This window comes from Rhodobium orientis, from assembly GCF_003258835.1.
Taxonomy (GTDB): domain Bacteria; phylum Pseudomonadota; class Alphaproteobacteria; order Rhizobiales; family Rhodobiaceae; genus Rhodobium; species Rhodobium orientis.
Genome location: NZ_NPEV01000001.1, coordinates 159,500 through 177,767, shown reverse-complemented (window position 1 = coordinate 177,767; position 18,268 = coordinate 159,500). Strand labels below are relative to the sequence as shown.

Sequence of the window (18,268 nt, the reverse complement as noted above, 5' to 3'; positions counted from 1 at the left end):
GACGAGAGATTCGCCTTGGCCTAGTCTCTGGCGCTCGAACGCCTTGAGTCCGGGCGGGCGAACCCCATCTGTCATCACGGTAACGCCAGCCATCGCAAGGGAGTTCCGCGGCAAGGAAGCTCTTGGTGAGAGCGATTGCGCGCCTGGCGCGCGGCGCGGCGGCAGTCAAGACAACAGTTTCGGACGGAAAATCAGCATCATGACCGACCCATGGCAAGACCCGCGCCCGACCGGGGTGCTCGTGCTCGCAGACGGAACCGTGATTGAGGGGATCGGCTACGGCGCCGTCGGCGAGGCCGTCGGCGAGGTCTGCTTCAACACGGCGATGACCGGCTACCAGGAGATCATGACCGATCCCTCCTATGCCGGACAGATCATCACCTTCACCTTCCCCCATATCGGCAATGTCGGCACCAACGACGAGGACATCGAGACGGTCAGCATGGCCGGATCCTCCGGCGTGCGCGGCTGCATCACCAAGACCGAGGTCACCGACCCGTCCAACTGGCGCGCCGGCAAGCACCTCGACGCCTGGCTGAAAGCCCGCGACATCGTCGGCCTTGCCGGCATCGACACCCGCGCCCTCACCGCACTCATCCGCGAGGCCGGCATGCCGAACGCGGTCATCGCCCACGCCCCGGACGGCAAGTTCGACCTCGAGCGGCTGAAGGCCGAGGCCGCCGCCTGGCCGGGCCTTGAGGGCATGGACCTGGTGCCGATGGTGACCTCCGCCCAGCGCTTTTCCTGGGACGAGACGCCCTGGGAATTCGGCAAGGGTTTTGGGCGCATGGAAGAGCCGGTCCACCACGTCGTCGCCGTCGACTACGGCATCAAGCGCAACATCCTGCGCCTGCTCGCCGGCGAAGGCTGCAAGCTGACGGTGGTGCCGGCCGAGACCAAGGCGGACGACATCCTCGCCCTCAACCCGGACGGCGTGTTCCTGTCCAACGGTCCGGGCGATCCGGCGGCGACGGGTGAATATGCCGTGCCGGAAATCAAGAAGCTCGTCGACAGCGGCCTGCCGGTCTTCGGCATCTGCCTCGGCCACCAGATGCTGGCGCTTGCCCTCGGCGGCGCCACCAAGAAGATGCACCAGGGCCACCACGGCGCCAACCATCCGGTCAAGGACCACACCACCGGCAAGGTGGAGATCACCTCCATGAACCACGGCTTCGCCGTCGACCGCGACAGCCTGCCGGCGGACGTGGAGGAGACCCATGTCTCGCTGTTCGACGGGTCCAATTGCGGGCTGAAGCTGAAGGACCGGCCGGTATTCTCCGTCCAGTACCACCCGGAGGCCTCCCCCGGCCCGCAGGACAGCCACTATTTGATGACCCGCTTCGTCAACCTCATTCGTGAGCGCAAGAACGAGGCGACCGTCGCCGAGCGCCCGGCACCGGGCGAAGCCCGCGCCGCGGGGTAACTTGCCGGCTGCCGCAGCAACCTGCCGCATCCGCCAGAGCAGGCGCGGCCTGTTATCGGAAATCCGCAAGGTCTATACCACCTGGGACAGACCCTGCCCCGGGAAGTGATTTGCTGCCCGCACGAGGGAGGCCGATCATGTCCGTCAAACGCCACGCCCTCTTCGCCCTTGCCGCCGGCGCCTTGATCGCCGGCACCTTCGGCTGGGCTTTTGCGGCCGGAACGATCCACAATCCCACCAGACACCGCATCATCCGCTGGAACGGCCTGCCGCCCGGCTATGAAGCGGTCCGGAATCCCTATGCCGGCGACCGCAGCGTCCTTGCCGAAGGCGCCGAGCTCTATGCCGACAACTGCGCCACCTGCCACGGCCCGAGGGGCATGGGCGACGGCGAGGGCGGCACGGACCTGACCCCGCCGCCACCGGTGCTGGCGCCGATCACGGCCGATATGATGGGACCCGGGCGCGGCATGGGCCGCGGCATGGGTATGGGTCGCGGTATGGGCATGGGCCCTGGTGGCGGCATGGGCCCGCGCCGCATGGCGATGATGCGGATCTTCCGCTCCGACGGTTTCTTGATGTGGACCGTGACGGAGGGCGGCGAGAAGCTCGGCACCGACATGCCGGCCTTCAAGGACGTGTTGACGGCCGACGAGCGCTGGAAGCTGATCAGCTACATCCAGGCCGGCCTGCCGGACGTCGCGCGGAAAGGCGCCGACTAGCCCGAGCCGCTACACCCGCCGTCCGGAAAACGTATCGCAGTCCGAGACCTTGCCCGACGACAGCCCGCGCCGGAACCAGCGCGCGCGCTGTTCCGAGGAGCCGTGGTTGAAGGCGTCCGGCACCACATAGCCCTGCGTTCGTTTCTGGATCGCGTCGTCGCCGATCTGATGCGCCGCGTTCAGCGCCTCCTCGATGTCGCCGGCCTCCAGCAGCCCCTTTTGCTGGGTGAAGTGCGCCCAGACCCCGGCATAGCAGTCGGCCTGCAGTTCGACGCGGACGGAAAGCTGGTTGGCCTCGCGCTCCGACAGCGTCTGGCGGCGCCGGTTGAACTCCGGCAGGACGCCGGTGAGGTTCTGGACGTGGTGGCCGACCTCGTGGGCGATCACATAAGCCTGCGCGAAATCGCCCGGTGCCTTGAAGCGCCGGCGGAGCTCCTCATAGAAGGCGAGGTCGATATAGACCTTGCGGTCGCCGGGACAGTAGAACGGCCCGCTCGCGGCGCTGGCAAAGCCGCAGGCCGAGCGGGCACGGCCGGAAAACAGCACCAGCGCCGGCTCCTCGTATTTCCGGTCGTTGGCGGAAAAGATCCGGTTCCAGACGTCCTCGGTGTCGGCGAGGATGACACCGACGAACGCCCTGCCCTCGTCGTTGCGCCCGCCCGCCGGCGCCGTCTGGCGTTGCTGCGAGACGGTCTGGCCGCCTTCCAGAATCCCCAGGACCTGCCGCGGATCGATGCCGAAGAGGAGCGAGGCGCCGATGGCGATGAGAACGAAAAGAATGCTGCCGCCGCCGGCCCGGCGCACCACGCGCCCGCCCGACCCGCGCCGGTCTTCGATATTGGAACTCTGCCGTCGTCCCCGCCAGCGCATCGCCGTCTCCCTATCGGTGGCTCGGCCACGCAACGGGCCGCGATGCGCGACAATAGCGCGTGACCGCCGGAAGTGGGAACCGGTTTTGGCGAAGACGGCAGAGAGCCCGAAAACGACGAAAGGGCGCGGCCGAGGCCACGCCCTTGTCGCTCATGCATCGGAAATTGGGAGCCGCCAGGCGAAGGTCCGACGGATACGCTTATAGGCGGAGGTCAGCTTGCACCAGGCCACTGCGGTGTTGTGCAAGTTGATCTTGCGCTGTCCGAAATAGCTGCGGGCAACCAGAATGTTGAGAGCCATCTGCTCATCCTCGTGTCTGCCGGTGGTCATCCGCAAAATACAATCTTGAAGTTGTGAATTCGTGCATATGTTAGGTTAGCGCGCGCTTACCGTGACGATTTCGGCCCCGCGCCTGCCGCCCCGTCGCATGGGCCTCCCCGTGGAAACAACGAAAGGGCGCAGCCGAGGCCGCGCCCTTTCGTTCACAGGTCAAGGTTCGCGTCGTGTCAGGCGAACAGCCCGCGGATCCGCTTGAAGGCGGCATTCAGCTTGCACCAGACCAGCGCGGACGTGTGAACGTCCACCTTGCGGTGCCCCATATAGCTGCGCGCAACAAGAATGTTGACGGCCATTTTTCTTCTCCTTGTGTCTCCCGGCGTCGCCGGGCCTCCCTCTTGAGGGGAGGTTGTCGTTCTCGGGTGCACTTGGTGCATCTTCGAAACGATAGATACGCACAGAGTGCCACTATTTCAAGTTAAAAAATGCACACTGTGCGCAATTAGCGCCGAACACGGTAAATGGTTCCCGCGTTTCCCGCGGCCGCCGCTTCACAATCAGGCATTGGAGGATGGAAACCGCACACCCTGGCGGATTGGCGGCCTTGAGAAGGGTCCGCGCCGCGACTCACCGGGCCGGCGGCGGCGCGCCACGCCGGCGGCCGTCCGAGCGGATCGAAAAGGATGGAAAACCGGCATGTCGCACGCCGGCAAATGCGGGAAACCTGTGCCGGGCGCCCGACCGCGGGACGCGGCCGTCAGGCGCCGAAATTCAGTACCTTGCGGATCAGGCGCGCCATGCTGCAGGAAAATGTCGCATGCCGATGGACATCGATCCCGTGCGGAGCGACCATCGCCCGTCCTATGATGAGGTCAGCTAGCATTTGCGTTCCTCCCGGCTCGTTCGAGCCTGCGCCCCCGCTGCGAACCCACGACGTTTGCGGAGACTCTATTGACTCCGTAGGCCCATTCGGACTTCACTAGCACTGAGTGCACGTTGGCGTACTCGGTGCGCCTCTGTCAACGCCCAGGGTGCACAATGTGCGCTGATGCCGCATCCGATTCCGAATTGCGCGTTTCCATGAAAAAAGCTGAAAAATCCGGCGACGACGATATCCCGATGAGCCCGGAGAAATTCCGCGCCTGGCGCAGGGCCCTCGGCTGGAAGCAGAAGGACGCCGCAGACGCACTCGGCCTGAAAAAGCGGATGATCCAGTACTACGAAAAGGGCAGACGCGACGGCAAGAAGGTGACGATCCCCAAATCCGTCCGCCTCGCCTGTTATGCGCTGTCCAAGGGCGTCACCGATTTCGATGGCGAACTGGTCGTCGCGGTCGCACCGGGCGGCGACCTGGAGGCCCATTCCGGCCCGCTCGAGCCGGAACTCGCCGCCGATGCGCAAAAGGCCGACGGCATCGCCGTGGAAACGCCCCTCGATGCCGGCAAAAACGCCGGGTAGGTGTGGCGCGCACCTGCGTCATGTTGGCCGGATTTGGCTGGCCATCGCCAATCCTATCGTGTAGAACCCGGCGCGGCTTCGCATAGCCATCCACGCACTTTCAGTGTTCGAATCCCGCGGGCCCACGGGCCCCCTTGCGAGAGCACATGCCCAAACGCACAGACATCCATACCATCATGATCATCGGCGCCGGCCCGATCGTTATCGGTCAGGCCTGCGAATTCGACTATTCCGGCACCCAGGCCTGCAAGGCGCTGCGCGCAGAGGGCTACCGCATCGTCCTCGTCAACTCCAACCCGGCCACCATCATGACCGACCCGGAGTTGGCCGACGCGACCTATATCGAACCGATCACGCCGGAAGTGGTCGCCAAGATCATCGAAAAGGAAAAGGAAAACGTGCCGGAGGGCCGGGTCTTCGCCCTGCTGCCGACCATGGGCGGCCAGACGGCGCTGAACTGCGCGCTGTCGCTGCGCCAGCTCGGCGTGCTCGAAAAGCACGGCGTTCAGATGATCGGCGCAACGGCCGAGGCCATCGACAAGGCCGAGGACCGCAAGCTGTTCCGCGAGGCGATGGGCAAGATCGGCCTTGAGACGCCGCGCTCCTACCTTGCCAACGCGTCCAGCCTGAAGCACGAGGACAAGGAAGCGAAGGCCAGGGAAATCGCCCGCATCGAGGCCCTAGACGTCTCCCCGGACGAGCATATCCGCCTCGTTGCCGAATTCGAGAAGGCCTGGGCCGCAGACGAGCCGAACCGGCGCAAGCGCTACCAGGAAAAAGCGCTGATCGAGGCGCTGGAAGCGCTCGCCGACATCGGCCTGCCGGCGATCATCCGCCCCTCCTTCACCCTCGGCGGCACCGGTGGCGGCATCGCCTACAACCGCGAGGAATTCCTCGACATCGTCGAGCGCGGCATCGACGCCTCGCCGACCGCCGAAGTGCTGATCGAGGAATCGGTGCTCGGCTGGAAGGAATTCGAGATGGAGGTCGTCCGCGACCGCGATGACAACTGCATCATCGTCTGCTCCATCGAGAACGTCGACCCGATGGGCGTCCACACCGGCGATTCCATCACCGTCGCCCCGGCGCTGACGCTCACCGACAAGGAATACCAGGTGATGCGCGACGCCTCGATCGCGGTGCTGCGCGAGATCGGGGTGGAGACCGGCGGCTCCAACGTCCAGTTCGCCGTCAACCCGGAGACCGGCCGCCTCGTCGTCATCGAGATGAACCCGCGCGTCTCGCGCTCCTCGGCGCTGGCCTCCAAGGCCACCGGCTTCCCGATCGCCAAGGTCGCCGCCCGGCTCGCCGTCGGGTACACCCTCGACGAGCTCGCCAACGACATCACCGGCGGCGCCACCCCGGCCGCCTTCGAGCCGACCATCGACTACGTCGTCACCAAGATCCCGCGCTTTGCGTTCGAGAAATTCGCCGGCGCCGAGCCGAGCCTGACCACCTCCATGAAGTCGGTCGGCGAGGTCATGGCCATCGGCCGCACCTTTACCGAATCCCTGCAAAAGGCCCTGCGCGGCCTGGAGACCGGCCTCACCGGGCTCGACGAGATCGAGATCCCGGGCCTTGGCCAGGGCGACGACAAGAACGCCATCCGCGCCGCCCTCGGCTCGCCGACACCAGACCGGCTCCTGAAGGTCGCCCAGGCCCTGCGCCTCGGCGTCGACCACGCCCAGATCTATGCCTCCTGCGCCATCGATCCGTGGTTCATCGAGGAGCTGCAGAAGATCGTCGATGCGGAGAAGAATATCCGCGAACGCGGCCTGCCGCCGACGGCCCGCGGCCTGGCGATGCTGAAAGCGCTGGGCTTTTCCGACGCCCGCCTCGCCGGCCTCACCGGCCAGGAGGAGGCCGACATTGCCGCCACCCGCGCGCGTCTCGGCGTCCACCCGGTCTACAAGCGCATCGACACCTGCGCCGCCGAGTTCGCCTCGCCGACCGCGTACATGTACTCCACCTACGAAGTGCCGTTTAACGGCGCGCCGGAAGACGAGGCGCAGCCGTCCGACAGGAAGAAGGTCATCATCCTCGGCGGCGGCCCCAACCGTATCGGCCAGGGCATCGAGTTCGACTATTGCTGCTGCCATGCCGCCTTCGCGCTGGACGATGCCGGCTTCGAATCGATCATGGTCAACTGCAACCCGGAGACCGTCTCCACCGACTACGACACCTCCGACCGGCTCTATTTCGAGCCGCTGACGGCCGAGGACGTGCTGGAAATCGTCCGCGTGGAGATGTCGAACGGAACGCTGCACGGCGTCATCGTGCAGTTCGGCGGCCAGACCCCGCTGAAGCTTGCCGAGGCCCTGCAGGAGGCCGACGTGCCGATCCTCGGCACCTCGCCCGACGCCATCGACCTCGCCGAGGACCGCGACCGCTTCCAGAAGCTGCTGGCCAAGCTCGACCTCCGCCAGCCCAAGAACAGCGTCGCCCATTCCATCGAGCAGGCCCGCATCGTCGCCGAACAGATCGGCTTTCCGGTGGTCATCCGCCCGTCCTATGTGCTCGGCGGGCGGGCGATGGAGATCGTGCGCGACGCCGAGGCCTTCGAGACCTATCTGCAGCGCACCCTGTCCGAGCTGGTGCCGCACGACATCCGCCAGCGCTATCCGAACGACAAGACCGGCCAGATCAACGCCGTGCTCGCCCGCAATCCGCTGCTCTTCGACTCCTACCTGTCCGGTGCCATCGAGATCGACGTCGACGCGCTGTGCGACGGCAGCGACGTCTTCGTCTGCGGCATCATGGAGCACATCGAGGAGGCCGGCATCCATTCCGGCGACAGCGCCTGCTCTCTGCCGGCGCATAGCCTCACCGCAGAGACCATCCGCGAACTGGAGCGCGAGACCGAAGCCTTGGCAAAAGCCCTCGACGTCGGCGGCCTGATGAATGTGCAATACGCGCTGAAGAACGGCGACATCTACGTCATCGAGGTCAATCCGCGCGCCTCGCGCACGGTGCCCTTCGTCGCCAAGACCATCGGCCTGCCGGTCGCCAAGATCGCCGCCCGGGTGATGGCCGGCGAAAAGCTTCAGCCGGCGATCGAGTGCTACGGCACGCGCGTCAATCCGCATGCCATCGACCACATCGCGGTCAAGGAGGCGGTGTTCCCGTTCGCCCGCTTCCCCGGCGTCGACACGGTGCTCGGCCCGGAGATGCGCTCCACCGGCGAAGTCATGGGCCTCGACCGCGACTATGCGCTCGCCTTTGCCAAGTCGCAGCTCGGCGGCGGCACCCGCGTGCCGACGGCCGGCACGGTATTCATCTCCGTGCGCGACCAGGACAAGGAACAGGTGCTGGCAACCGCGCGGCTGCTAGACCGGCTCGGATTCGCCATCATCGCCACCGGCGGCACCCAGCGCTATCTCGCCGACAACGGCATTGCGGCGACAAAAATCAACAAGGTGCTTGAAGGCCGCCCGCACATCGTCGATGCTATCAAAAATGGCGAGGTCCAACTGGTCTTCAACACAACCGAAGGCGCACAGGCCCTCGCCGACAGCCGGTCACTCAGACGGGCGGCGCTCCTTCACCGGGTACCGTATTATACGACCCTGGCGGGAGCGATCGCCGCAGCTCAAGGAATTGAGGCATATTCTTCCGGCAGTCTTGAAGTGAGGCCGTTGCAGGCATATTTCGCCCCGGTCTCGTAATTTTCCGCCCGTTCCGGCTCCGCGCAAAAAGCCGCGGTATCCGGGCGGGGGTTCATCTGTGTGCGGTTTCGCGCCGGGATGCGCGATATACACAGGCCGCATTGAAGACATGAAGAGGTCGTTGACCCATGGACAAGATTCCGATGACCATCGAGGGGCATCAAGCGCTCGAGGCGGAGTTCAAACGGCGCACCGTCGAGGAGCGTCCGCGCATCATCCAGGCGATTTCTGAAGCCCGCGCCCATGGTGACCTGTCGGAAAACGCGGAATACCATGCCGCCAAGGAACAGCAGAGCCACAATGAGGGCCGCATCGCCGAGATCGAGGACCAGCTCTCGCGCGCCAACATCATCGATCCGACCAAGCTCGGCGGCGACACCGTCAAGTTCGGCGCCACCGTCACCATCGTCGACGAGGACACCGACGAGGAAAAGACCTACAAGATCGTCGGCGACATCGAGGCCGACGTGAAGTCCGGCAAGATCTCCATCTCCTCGCCCATCGCCCGCGCCATGATCGGCAAGACCGTCGGTGATTCGATCGAGGTCGCGGCCCCGGGCGGCGCCCGCGCCTACGAGATCCTCGCGGTCAAATTCATCTAGAAATCGGATTCGCCGGGGCTACAGCAGTTCCAGCGGCGCGCCGCCGGCATCCTTGCTGTGGCGGATGGTCAGTGCCGTGCGCACGCTGTCGACCTGCGGCGCCTTGGTCAGTTCACCGATGATGAAGTTCTGGAACGACTGCAGGTCCGGCGCGACACAGAGCAGCATGAAGTCGATCTCGCCGGACAGCATCCAGCAGTCGCGCACGATGCCCCAGCCGCGCACCAGTTCCTCGAACGCCACGAGATCGGCTTCCGCCTGGGAGGCCAGCCCGACCATGGCAAAGGCCGTGACGTCGAAGCCGAGCGTTTTTTCCTCCAGCAGCGTCCGGTATCCGCGAATGACGCCGGCCTGTTCCAGCGCGCGCACGCGGCGCAGGCACGGCGGCGCCGAGATGCCGACACGGCGCGCCAGCTCGACATTGGTGATGCGACCGTCGGCCTGCAGCTCGGACAGGATCTTCCAATCGACGTCGTCCAACCGTAATTTCACCGCGAACTCTCCAGCAAGGGACGCAACCGTCTCTTGCGTACAATAAATGCCCAATTTCGCAATAAAATAATCGAAACGAGCAGGAATCGTACGTCGCGCGCACGCTCGCACTGGACCGCGGCAAACGCTGTGCATGCAAGGAAAATGGCCGAGATGACCCGAGCCGAGAACATCAGGATCCCCGAAACCGGCTGGGTGGTGACCAGCGGCAATGCCGGCCACCAGGAGCCGGCGATCGGCGTCTTCGAGGCGATGGGGATCCGGCCGAAGGTGATCCGCGTCGCGCCCGGCGCCCCGTTCCGCTTTCTCGCCCCCTACGGCCCGGCCGCCCGCCATCCCAAGATCGCCGCGCCCTGGCCGGACGTCGTGCTGGTCTCCGGTCGCCAGAGCATTCCTTACGCCCGTGCCATCCGCAAGCGCTCGGGCGGGCGCACCTTCACGGCGGTGCTGCAGAACCCTGTCGCCGGCATCAACGGCTTCGACCTCGTCTGGGTCAACGAGCACGACGCCCTTTGCGGCGACAACGTCATCCGCACCGTCACCACCCCGAACCGGGTCAATGTCGCCCGGCTGAAGGACGGCGCCGCCGCCCTGCGCACCCACGCGCCGGTCCTCACGGACCGGGTGCTCGGCGTCGTCATCGGCGGCTCCAGCCGGTTCTACCAGTTCCGCGCCGTCGAAGCCGAAGCGCTTGGCGAGGCGCTGGCGAAATTCGCCGCCGAGCACGGCTTTTCCGTCGCCGTCACGCCGTCGCGGCGCACCGGCAAGACCAACACCAACATCGTCCGCGACAAGCTTTCCGGCGTTCCCTCCTGGGTCTGGGACGGCACCGGCGACAATCCCTATTTCGGCATTCTCGGTATCGCCGAGCGGCTGGTGGTCACCTGCGATTCCGTCAACATGCTGGGCGAGGCCGCCTATACGGGCAAGCCGATCCACGCCTGGCGCCTGCCCGGCACCAGCGACAAGATCGGCGCCTTCCACAAGGACCTGATCGCCCACGGCGCCATCCACTGGTTCGACGGCACTTGCGAGACCTGGGACTACGCGCCCCTCGATGCCACCCGGTATGTAGCCGACGAGATCGTTTCGCGTTACATGGAAAGAAACGGCAGAAGACCGATCGAATAGGGAAGGACATCCGGATGAGCACGATCGACCTGGGGGCGTTCCGAGCGACGCCGCTTGAGACCGATCCCTTCGACTATCTTGTCGTGCCGCGTTTCGTGCCGCCCGAAAATCTTTCCGGAATCATCGAAGACTTCCCGTCCGTCCCCGGACCGGGCTCGCATCCGCCCAGCCTGTTGAAGATCAAGGGCGCGTTCGCCGACCTCTTGTCGGAAATGGATGCCGAACCGTTCCGCCGCGCGGTTGAAGAGAAATTCTCGATCGACCTTGCCGGCCGGCCGACCATGTTCACCGTCCGCGGCTTCTGCCGCCTGAAGGACGGCAACATCCACCCGGACTCCAGGACCAAGATCATCACCGTCCTTCTCTACCTCAACGAGGAATGGGAGGCAGAGGGCGGCCGGCTGAGGATCCTGAGGAGCGGCACCGACCTCAACGACGCCGCCGCCGAGGTCCCGCCCCATGGCGGCACCCTGCTCGCCTTCCGCCGCTCCGACACCTCCTGGCACGGCCACGAGCCGTTCGAGGGCCGCCGGCGCGCGATCCAGATGAACTGGGTGACCGACGCCGCCGTCGTCGCCCACGAACAGCGCCGCCACCGCCTTTCCACGCGATTGAAGAAGCTGAACCCGTTCCAGCCGGCAGGCTAGAGCCGGACCGGCGCCTCGGGGAACGCGAGTTGCTCCCGCGCGCGCCAGTCGTCGGTGACGAAATTGATGATCAGAGACTTGCGCACGCCAGGGATCGGCCGCGGCTCGAAGCCGTGCCAGCTCCGGTCGGACGGCACGAACACCATTGCGAAGTTCGGCCGGAACGGCGTCCGCTTCGCCCAGGTCTTCTTGTCGGCATAGATGTCCGTGCCGAGGTCTTCATGGCCGGCGATGTCGGAGAGATAGGCGAGCATCGTGAAGCGCTTGACGCCGATGTCGGTGTGCGGGCCGAGCCAGAAGCCGTCGGTATCCTGGCCGTATTCGATTCGCAAGTAGGTGCCGTCGAGGTCGGCGCCAAACACATCTGTGATTGTCCTTACCGTCTCCGGCGCCTGGAAACCGTCCGCCACTGCGCGGCACACCGGGTGCTCGGCCCGGTTTTCCACATCGAAATAGACCCGGGTCGCATTGTGCGCCTCGCGGGTGCCGGAGACGCCGCCAAGCTCGGGCGCCGGGAACGGCAGCGACTGCAGGCCCGCCAGCGTCGCCTCGTCGAACAGGCCCGAGACGAACCAGTGCGCATAGGGTGCGGCATGGCGCTCCGCGGCACGAATCGCGGGAATCAGGGTCTTTTCGGTGCTTGCCGGAATGGCCATATGGGATGTCGCTCGCATCCTGATCGGCTCGGCGCCGATCGCGCTGCGCCCGCGCCTGCGGGCACGCCGCAGGGTTTCAGTTGCGGCGTCATACGCCATGGCGGGGCCTCTGTCGAGCCGCCAGGGCACGGCCGCCGATACTGGCATGACCGTTTCGATTGGGATAAACCTAGGACGCAAAACGCCGAGGAGAAGGGAATGGCAACGCACAGCAGCAAGGTTCTGATCGTCGGCTCGGGCCCGGCCGGCTACACGGCGGCGATCTATGCCGCGCGCGCCATGCTGGAACCGATCCTCGTCGCCGGCATCCAGCCGGGCGGCCAGCTCACCATCACCACCGACGTGGAGAACTATCCGGGCTTTGCCGAGCCGGTGCAGGGCCCGTGGCTGATGGACGAGATGCGCAAGCAGGCCGAGAATGTCGGCACGACGATGATCAGCGACCATATCGTCTCCGCCGACTTTTCCAAGCGCCCGTTCCGGCTCGTCGGCGACAGCGGCGACACCTATGCCGGCGACACTATCATCATCGCCACCGGCGCACAGGCCAAATGGCTCGGGCTTCCCTCGGAAGAAAAGTTCAAGGGCTTCGGCGTCTCCGCCTGCGCCACCTGCGACGGCTTCTTCTACCGCGGCAAGCACGTGCTGGTCGTCGGCGGCGGCAACTCCGCGGTCGAGGAGGCGCTCTACCTCACCCACCACGCCGACCGCGTCACCCTGGTCCATCGCCGGGGCGAACTACGCTGCGAGAAGATCCTGGAGCAGCGGCTGATGGCGCACGACAAGGTCGACGTCATCTGGGACAGCGTTCTGGAGGAGGTGACCGGCACCGACGGCTTCCCGCCGTCCGCCAACGGCGCCCGCCTGAAGAACGTCAAGACCGGCGAGGTCACCGACTTCCCCGTCGACGGCATCTTCATCGCCATCGGCCACGCCCCCGCCGTGGAGGTGTTCCGCGACGAGGTCAAGCTGAAGCCGAACGGCTACATCTGGACCGCTCCCGATTCGACCGAAACGAGCGTTCCGGGCGTCTTCGCCGCCGGCGACGTCACCGACGACATCTTCCGCCAGGCCGTCACCGCGGCCGGCATGGGCTGCATGGCGGCGCTGGAGGCCGAACGGCACCTGGCGGCGCTGCCGGCCGTGGAAGCCGCCCAGTAACCCTTCTTGCGTTTGTATTAGGTTCAATCGGGCGGCGGCCTTTCGGGCCAATCCGCCCTGCCCGCGACCGCCGCTGCCGGAGGCAGGGGTCCCGCCCCGGATGGAAGGACGCTGAGAGCGCAATGGATTGGGACAAGCTTCGGATATTCCATGCCGCCGCCAGCGCCGGCAGCTTCACCCATGCGGGTGAAGAGCTCAATATGAGCCAGTCGGCCGTCAGCCGCCAGGTCTCCGCGCTGGAGGCCGAACTCGGCATCGCCCTGTTCCACCGCCACGCCCGCGGCCTCATCCTGACCGAGCAGGGCGAGCACCTGTTCCGCACCGCCCGCGACGTCTACATGAAGCTGGAAGCCGCCAAGTCGCGGCTGTCCGACACCAAGCAGCGGCCGTCCGGCACCCTGCGCGTGACGACCACGGTCGGCCTCGGCTCGACCTGGCTCGCCGCCCGCCTCAACGAGTTCGTCGACCACTATCCGGAGATCGAGCTCGACATCATGCTGTCCGACACCGAACTCGATCTGTCCATGCGCGAGGCCGACGTCGCCATCCGCCTGCGCCAGCCGGTGCAGCCGGACCTGATTCAGCGCAAGCTGTTCACCGTCCACTTCCACCTCTACGCCTCCAAGGCCTATCTGGAGCGCTTCGGCAGTCCCAAGACAGTCGCCGACCTCGACCACCACCGGATCATCACCTTCGGCTCGCGGCCGCCGTCCTACCTGCGTGACGTCAACTGGCTGGAGACCGCCGGCCGTTCCTCCGACAATCCGCGCACGCCGGCGCTCAGGATCAACAACATCTTCGCCATGAAGCGGGCGGTGCAGTACGGCATCGGCGTCGCCATGCTGCCGGACTATGTGATCGAGGCGGAGTCCCGCCTGGTGCAGCTCATCCCCGGCGCCGACGTGCCGACCTTCGACACCTATTTCGTCTACCCGTCCGAGCTGCGCAACACCGCCCGCATCACGGCGTTCCGGGACTTCCTGCTGACCAAGGCCGAGCGCTGGATCTACTGATCCGGCAAAACCGAATCACGCCTGGCAGTCTCCAAAAAGTGGAAAGACGGCACTGCCTTTTGGCAGAAATACCAATGCCGCAGCGCCTTGCCCGCCGGTCCGATCAAGGCTTTTCTTTGGCCATTCTGTCGCAGCATTGCGGCGCGCCATGCACGGCGCCCGGCAAGGAAATAAACCGGATTCCGGTGCATCCCCTGTCACGGGATTATTCACCCATTGACGGAAAAGCGTTTTCCCGCTTCGCTGCCCGATTTTTCATCATAGTTCTGCATGGTCTGAATATTAATCATGCGAAATCTGCATAACTGGCATGCCGGGCTGCCTATAGAAAAGGCATCTCCCATCGGTCATATAAACAATCAGCTGATGGCAATCGAGCTCACACCTCCCCGTGATCCTTTTGCGTGCAGCTGTTCCCCTCTGGAAGGTGATTTCATCGCGTCCGACAACGTGATGGATAACTGCCGGACCCGTAACCCGGGTCCGGCATTTTTCTTTTCCGGCTCGAAAAATCGATTCCTTCCGGGAGGCCTCGCACGGCCTTCAACCGGAAAGTGACCGACTCCATTTAAAGCGTCATTGCGAACAATTACCAACCGGCAGACGCCAGGGGAAAAGGCCGGTCACCCCATCCTCACATGAACAGCTTTTGGTCCGTAAGACCGGCATAGATGCCGGCGACCTGATCGCCATAGCCGTTGTAGATCTTCGTCGGATAGACCTCCCCGGACGGCAGCAGCCTTTCCGTGGCCTGCGACCAGCGCGGATGCGGCACCTCCGGATTGACGTTGGCCCAGAAGCCGTACTCGTTCGGATTGATCTTTTCCCAGAAGCTGACCGGGCGTTCGGCAACGAACGAGAAGCGGACGATCGACTTGACCGACTTGAAGCCATATTTCCATGGCGTCGCCAGCCGCAGCGGCGCCCCGTACTGCTTCAGGAGCGGCTTGCCATAGGCACCGGTGACCATGAAGGCGAGCTCGTTGGTCGCCTCGGCCATGGTCAGCCCCTCCACATAGGGCCAGGGATACCAGCTCTGCTTCTGGCCGGTCGCCACGGCCGGATCGAGGAAGGTCTCCATCCTGAGATACTTCGCCTTCGACGTCGGCTTGGCGTAGTCGACGAGCGCCTTCAGCGGGAACCCGGTCCAGGGTATGACCATCGCCCAGGCCTCCACGCAGCGCAGCCGGTAGAGGCGCTCTTCCAGCGGCACGCGGGCAAGGAGATCGTCGATGTCGAAGGTGAGCGGCTTTTCCACCTCGCCATCGATTGTGATCTCCCAGGGCCGGATCGGCAGCGCCTGCGCCGCCGAGGCAATGCTCTTGTGCGAGCCGAATTCGTAGAAATTATTGTAGCTCGACGCCGTCTTTTCCGGCGTCATCGGCCGCTCCACCGTGAACGCCTCGTTGCGGTCGACCGGATAGCGTGCAGCGCTCGGGTCCTCGCCCGCACCCTTGCCCTTGCCGGCAAGGCCGACCACCTCTTCGCTCTCCTCGCAGCCGCCGAGCGCGGCGGTCGCCATCAGCAGGCCGGAGGAGACGAGGAACTTGCGGCGGTTGAGGAACACCGCTTCCGGCGTCACCAGGGATTCCGGAAGCTCCCAGGAGCGCGTGCGTTTGATGAGCATGAGTTTGCCTTTGGTCGGGGACGTGTAAGGGGGGCCCGTTGAGGGCACTTGCCCGCGAATGTGGGCGAGACGGCTCTACAAAATCAAATCACAGCCGGGTGTGCCGACCGTGAGGCAAGGCGCATCGGAGCGGACATCGCTGCCTTCTAAAGCACAAAAAAACCGGCGGCATCGCTGCCGCCGGTCGATTTCGTTCGTCGATGAAGCCGCGAGACGACCCGTCGGTCAGGCCGCCTGCTTGCCGTGCCGCTCCAGCACCTGCTCGGCGAGCCGGCCGGTCAGCTCCTGCAGGTGGTCGAAGCGCGCCGTATAGCTGGCAACGCCCTGGGTTGCGGACCTGAGTTCGATGATCAGGTCCTGGATCTCGGCCTGGGGCATCATCGCCTTGACCTCGTCCCAGCCCGGCCATCCCGGCCGCGCATCGAAGCCGAGGAGCTGGCCTCTGCGGCCGGAGACGATGGCGTTGACCTTGGCCGTCGCATCGGACGGACAGACAACGGATACCTCCAGGATCGGCTCAAGCAGCACCGGCTTGCACTCGGCCATACCCTCGCGCATGCCGATCTGGGCCGCCATCTTGAACGCCTGGTCGGAGGAGTCCACCGAGTGGTAGGAGCCGTCCGTCAGCGTCACCGCAACGTCGACGACCGGAAAGCCGAGTGGCCCGGTGGCCAGATATTCCTCCACGCCCGCCTGCACCGACGGGATGTACTGCTTCGGCACGACGCCGCCGGTGATGGTGTCGGAAAAGACGAAGCCCTCGCCGCGCGGCAACGGCTTGATGTCGAGCACCACGTCGCCGAACTGGCCGTGGCCGCCGGACTGCTTCTTGTGCCGGCCGCGCTGGGTGACCGAGCCGCGGATAGTCTCCTTGTAGGGAATCTCCGGATCGAGGCGCTCGACCGAAATGCCGTATTTCGCGGTGAGCCGCTCGATGACGACGCGAAGGTGCATCTCGCCCTGGCCTTCCAGCAGCGTCTCGCCGGTGTCCTGGTTGTGCGAGACCTTCAGCGAGGGGTCTTCCTCGACGATCTTGGCGAGCGAGGCGGAGAGCTTGACGTCGTCCTTGTGCTCGGTCGGCCGGATGGCGATCGCCAGCACCGGGTCGGCCGCTTCCAGGGTGACGAGGTTCGCCGTGCCGCCCTTGGCGTCGGTCAGCGTATCGCCGGTCTTTGCCATGTCGACCTTGCCGAGCGCCACCGTCTCGCCGCGCACGGCCTTGGGATGCTTCGTCGTCTGCTGGCCCATCAGGGTGTAGATCGCCGAAATCCGGTCGTCATTGCCGTCGCCGCGATAGATGACGTCGCCGTCGGAAACGGAGCCGGAAAGCACCCGCGCCACAGACATCTTGCCGCCATGGGGCGTATGGAAGGTCTTCATGACCTGCAGCACGGCATTGCTGCCCGGCTCGACGCCGAGCCGCCCGCAGGTCGCATCGATCCCCGGCGCCTCGTGGCGCAGCGCCTTCAGGAGCCGGAAGATGCCGTTGCCGCCCTCGGCCGAACCGATGAACACCGGACAGATGACGCCGTCCTGCAGTTCCTGGACGAGATCATGGAACACCGTGTCGCGCTTCGGCTCGACGTCCTCCAGGAGCTGTTCCATCAGGTCGTCGTCATAGTCGGCGATCTTTTCCAGCATGGAGAACCGCGCCTCGACCTCGCGGGCGCGCTCGTCGTCCGGGATCTCGATCATCTCGCTCGGCGCATGGTCGTGATAGATGTAGGCGCGCTCCAGGGCGAGGTCGATGAAGCCGGAAACGGCACCGTCCGTGCGGATCGGGATCTGGCGCAGCACCAGCGGCACGGAACTGGCGGTCTGCAGATAGTTGAGGTTCTCGCGGACCGAGCCCTCGGCCTTGTCGAGCTTGTTGACGAACAGCACCCGCGGCACGCCGCGGTCTTCCAGCGCCTTCATGATGAGCTGCAGCGCCGGCACCTTCTTCTCATCCGGCTCGGCGACGACGATCGCAAGGTCGATGCCGGGCAGGATCGCATCGGTCTCGTGCAGGAATTCCACCGAGCCCGGACAGTCGATCAGCGTGTAGCTTTCATCCATGAAGCTCAGTTCGGCGACGTTCGCCTCCACGCTCATGGCGTGGGCGCGGGCCTCCGGCGAGGCATCGCCCACCGTGTTGCCCTCAGCCACCGTTCCCTGCCGGTCAATGGCCCCCGTGCGCGCGAGAATGGCCTCGAACAGAGTGGTTTTGCCGCTTCCGAACGGGCCGACCAGCGCAATGCACCGGGGCCCCGTTTCTCTGCCGTTGCCGTCTCCCATGATCACTCTCCTATTTTCGGCTGGTTATCCCGCGATCGCCGGACGGGTCGCGGTTGTGGCGCAGGGCGCCGCTTAACTTTGCATCGTCTCAGCACCAACGGCGCGACGCAAGGGAATCAACTGCCGCAGCGCAAAAAACGTCTCGCATTTTCCGACATTTCGAGAGCCGCCGGGATGAGCCATGTCAAACCGCGTTGAAACGACAACCGCCGGGCCCTTTCGGACCCGGCGGCGGTGATTGTCCAATG

17 protein-coding genes are annotated in these 18,268 nt (G+C 65.3%); 10 read left to right on the top strand and 7 right to left on the bottom strand.

Annotated elements, in window-relative coordinates; all coding sequences use genetic code 11:
• The first annotated feature begins 199 nt into the window (after window positions 1–199).
• The gene (carA, locus tag CH339_RS00860) at window positions 200–1,423 is read left to right on the top strand and encodes a glutamine-hydrolyzing carbamoyl-phosphate synthase small subunit (protein ID WP_111432367.1); all 1,224 of its coding nucleotides are present in this window, start codon (window positions 200–202) and stop codon (window positions 1,421–1,423) included.
• Window positions 1,424–1,560: 137 nt separating this feature from the next.
• Window positions 1,561–2,145: a c-type cytochrome gene (locus CH339_RS00855; protein ID WP_111432366.1), complete on the top strand. Its 585-nt coding sequence runs from the start codon at window positions 1,561–1,563 to the stop codon at window positions 2,143–2,145.
• A gap of 9 nt (window positions 2,146–2,154) precedes the next feature.
• Here CH339_RS00855 and ypfJ read toward each other — a convergent pair whose 3' ends face one another.
• From ypfJ to CH339_RS25270, 3 genes are all read right to left on the bottom strand, one after another.
• The gene (ypfJ, locus tag CH339_RS00850) at window positions 2,155–3,015 is read right to left on the bottom strand and encodes a KPN_02809 family neutral zinc metallopeptidase (protein ID WP_111432365.1); all 861 of its coding nucleotides are present in this window, start codon (window positions 3,013–3,015) and stop codon (window positions 2,155–2,157) included.
• Between the two features lie 150 nt (window positions 3,016–3,165).
• Entirely contained in the window at window positions 3,166–3,315 is a 150-nt protein-coding gene (locus tag CH339_RS24505; protein ID WP_170138337.1) for a hypothetical protein, read from the bottom strand.
• A gap of 206 nt (window positions 3,316–3,521) precedes the next feature.
• Window positions 3,522–3,647 (bottom strand): hypothetical protein, encoded by a 126-nt coding sequence (locus CH339_RS25270; protein WP_274609875.1) that lies wholly within the window; start codon window positions 3,645–3,647, stop codon window positions 3,522–3,524.
• Between the two features lie 724 nt (window positions 3,648–4,371).
• On the opposite strand from CH339_RS25270, the gene CH339_RS00840 reads away from it, so the two are divergent.
• From CH339_RS00840 to greA, 3 genes are all read left to right on the top strand, one after another.
• Window positions 4,372–4,749 (top strand): helix-turn-helix domain-containing protein, encoded by a 378-nt coding sequence (locus tag CH339_RS00840; RefSeq protein WP_201240924.1) that lies wholly within the window; start codon window positions 4,372–4,374, stop codon window positions 4,747–4,749.
• A gap of 146 nt (window positions 4,750–4,895) precedes the next feature.
• On the top strand, window positions 4,896–8,414 hold the full coding sequence (carB, locus tag CH339_RS00835) for a carbamoyl-phosphate synthase large subunit (RefSeq protein ID WP_111432363.1): 3,519 nt from the start codon (window positions 4,896–4,898) through the stop codon (window positions 8,412–8,414).
• 128 nt (window positions 8,415–8,542) lie between these two features.
• The gene (gene greA / locus CH339_RS00830; protein ID WP_111432362.1) at window positions 8,543–9,016 is read left to right on the top strand and encodes a transcription elongation factor GreA; all 474 of its coding nucleotides are present in this window, start codon (window positions 8,543–8,545) and stop codon (window positions 9,014–9,016) included.
• Between the two features lie 18 nt (window positions 9,017–9,034).
• Here the strand turns inward: greA and CH339_RS00825 are convergent, their stop codons facing one another.
• The gene (locus CH339_RS00825; RefSeq protein ID WP_111432361.1) at window positions 9,035–9,508 is read right to left on the bottom strand and encodes an Lrp/AsnC family transcriptional regulator; all 474 of its coding nucleotides are present in this window, start codon (window positions 9,506–9,508) and stop codon (window positions 9,035–9,037) included.
• A 153-nt stretch (window positions 9,509–9,661) separates the two neighbouring features.
• Here CH339_RS00825 and CH339_RS00820 point away from each other — a divergent pair, with 153 nt between their 5' ends.
• Both CH339_RS00820 and CH339_RS00815 read left to right on the top strand, forming a co-directional pair.
• Entirely contained in the window at window positions 9,662–10,639 is a 978-nt protein-coding gene (locus CH339_RS00820) for a mitochondrial fission ELM1 family protein (RefSeq protein ID WP_170138336.1), read from the top strand.
• 14 nt (window positions 10,640–10,653) lie between these two features.
• A complete protein-coding gene (locus CH339_RS00815; RefSeq protein ID WP_111432359.1) occupies window positions 10,654–11,286 on the top strand; it encodes a 2OG-Fe(II) oxygenase in 633 nt (210 codons plus the stop codon).
• Here CH339_RS00815 and CH339_RS00810 read toward each other — a convergent pair.
• Window positions 11,283–11,942, bottom strand: coding sequence for a 2OG-Fe(II) oxygenase family protein (locus tag CH339_RS00810; RefSeq protein WP_111432358.1), 660 nt, complete (start codon window positions 11,940–11,942; stop codon window positions 11,283–11,285). The genes CH339_RS00815 and CH339_RS00810 overlap by 4 nt on opposite strands.
• Before the next feature lie 198 nt (window positions 11,943–12,140).
• Between CH339_RS00810 and trxB the strand changes: the two genes are divergently transcribed.
• The 3 genes from trxB to CH339_RS24900 all read left to right on the top strand — a co-directional run bounded on the left by trxB (window position 12,141) and on the right by CH339_RS24900 (window position 14,421).
• Window positions 12,141–13,103: a thioredoxin-disulfide reductase gene (gene trxB / locus CH339_RS00805; RefSeq protein ID WP_111432357.1), complete on the top strand. Its 963-nt coding sequence runs from the start codon at window positions 12,141–12,143 to the stop codon at window positions 13,101–13,103.
• A 122-nt stretch (window positions 13,104–13,225) separates the two neighbouring features.
• On the top strand, window positions 13,226–14,116 hold the full coding sequence (locus CH339_RS00800; RefSeq protein WP_111432356.1) for a LysR family transcriptional regulator: 891 nt from the start codon (window positions 13,226–13,228) through the stop codon (window positions 14,114–14,116).
• Window positions 14,117–14,190: 74 nt separating this feature from the next.
• Window positions 14,191–14,421, top strand: coding sequence for a hypothetical protein (locus tag CH339_RS24900; RefSeq protein WP_146610086.1), 231 nt, complete (start codon window positions 14,191–14,193; stop codon window positions 14,419–14,421).
• 329 nt (window positions 14,422–14,750) lie between these two features.
• Here CH339_RS24900 and msrP read toward each other — a convergent pair whose 3' ends face one another.
• The gene (msrP, locus tag CH339_RS00795; RefSeq protein ID WP_111432355.1) at window positions 14,751–15,743 is read right to left on the bottom strand and encodes a protein-methionine-sulfoxide reductase catalytic subunit MsrP; all 993 of its coding nucleotides are present in this window, start codon (window positions 15,741–15,743) and stop codon (window positions 14,751–14,753) included.
• A gap of 225 nt (window positions 15,744–15,968) precedes the next feature.
• Window positions 15,969–18,020 carry an elongation factor G gene (locus CH339_RS00790; RefSeq protein WP_111432354.1) on the bottom strand — a complete coding sequence of 684 codons (2,052 nt, stop codon included), beginning with the start codon at window positions 18,018–18,020 and terminating at the stop codon, window positions 15,969–15,971.
• Window positions 18,021–18,268 lie beyond the last annotated feature (248 nt).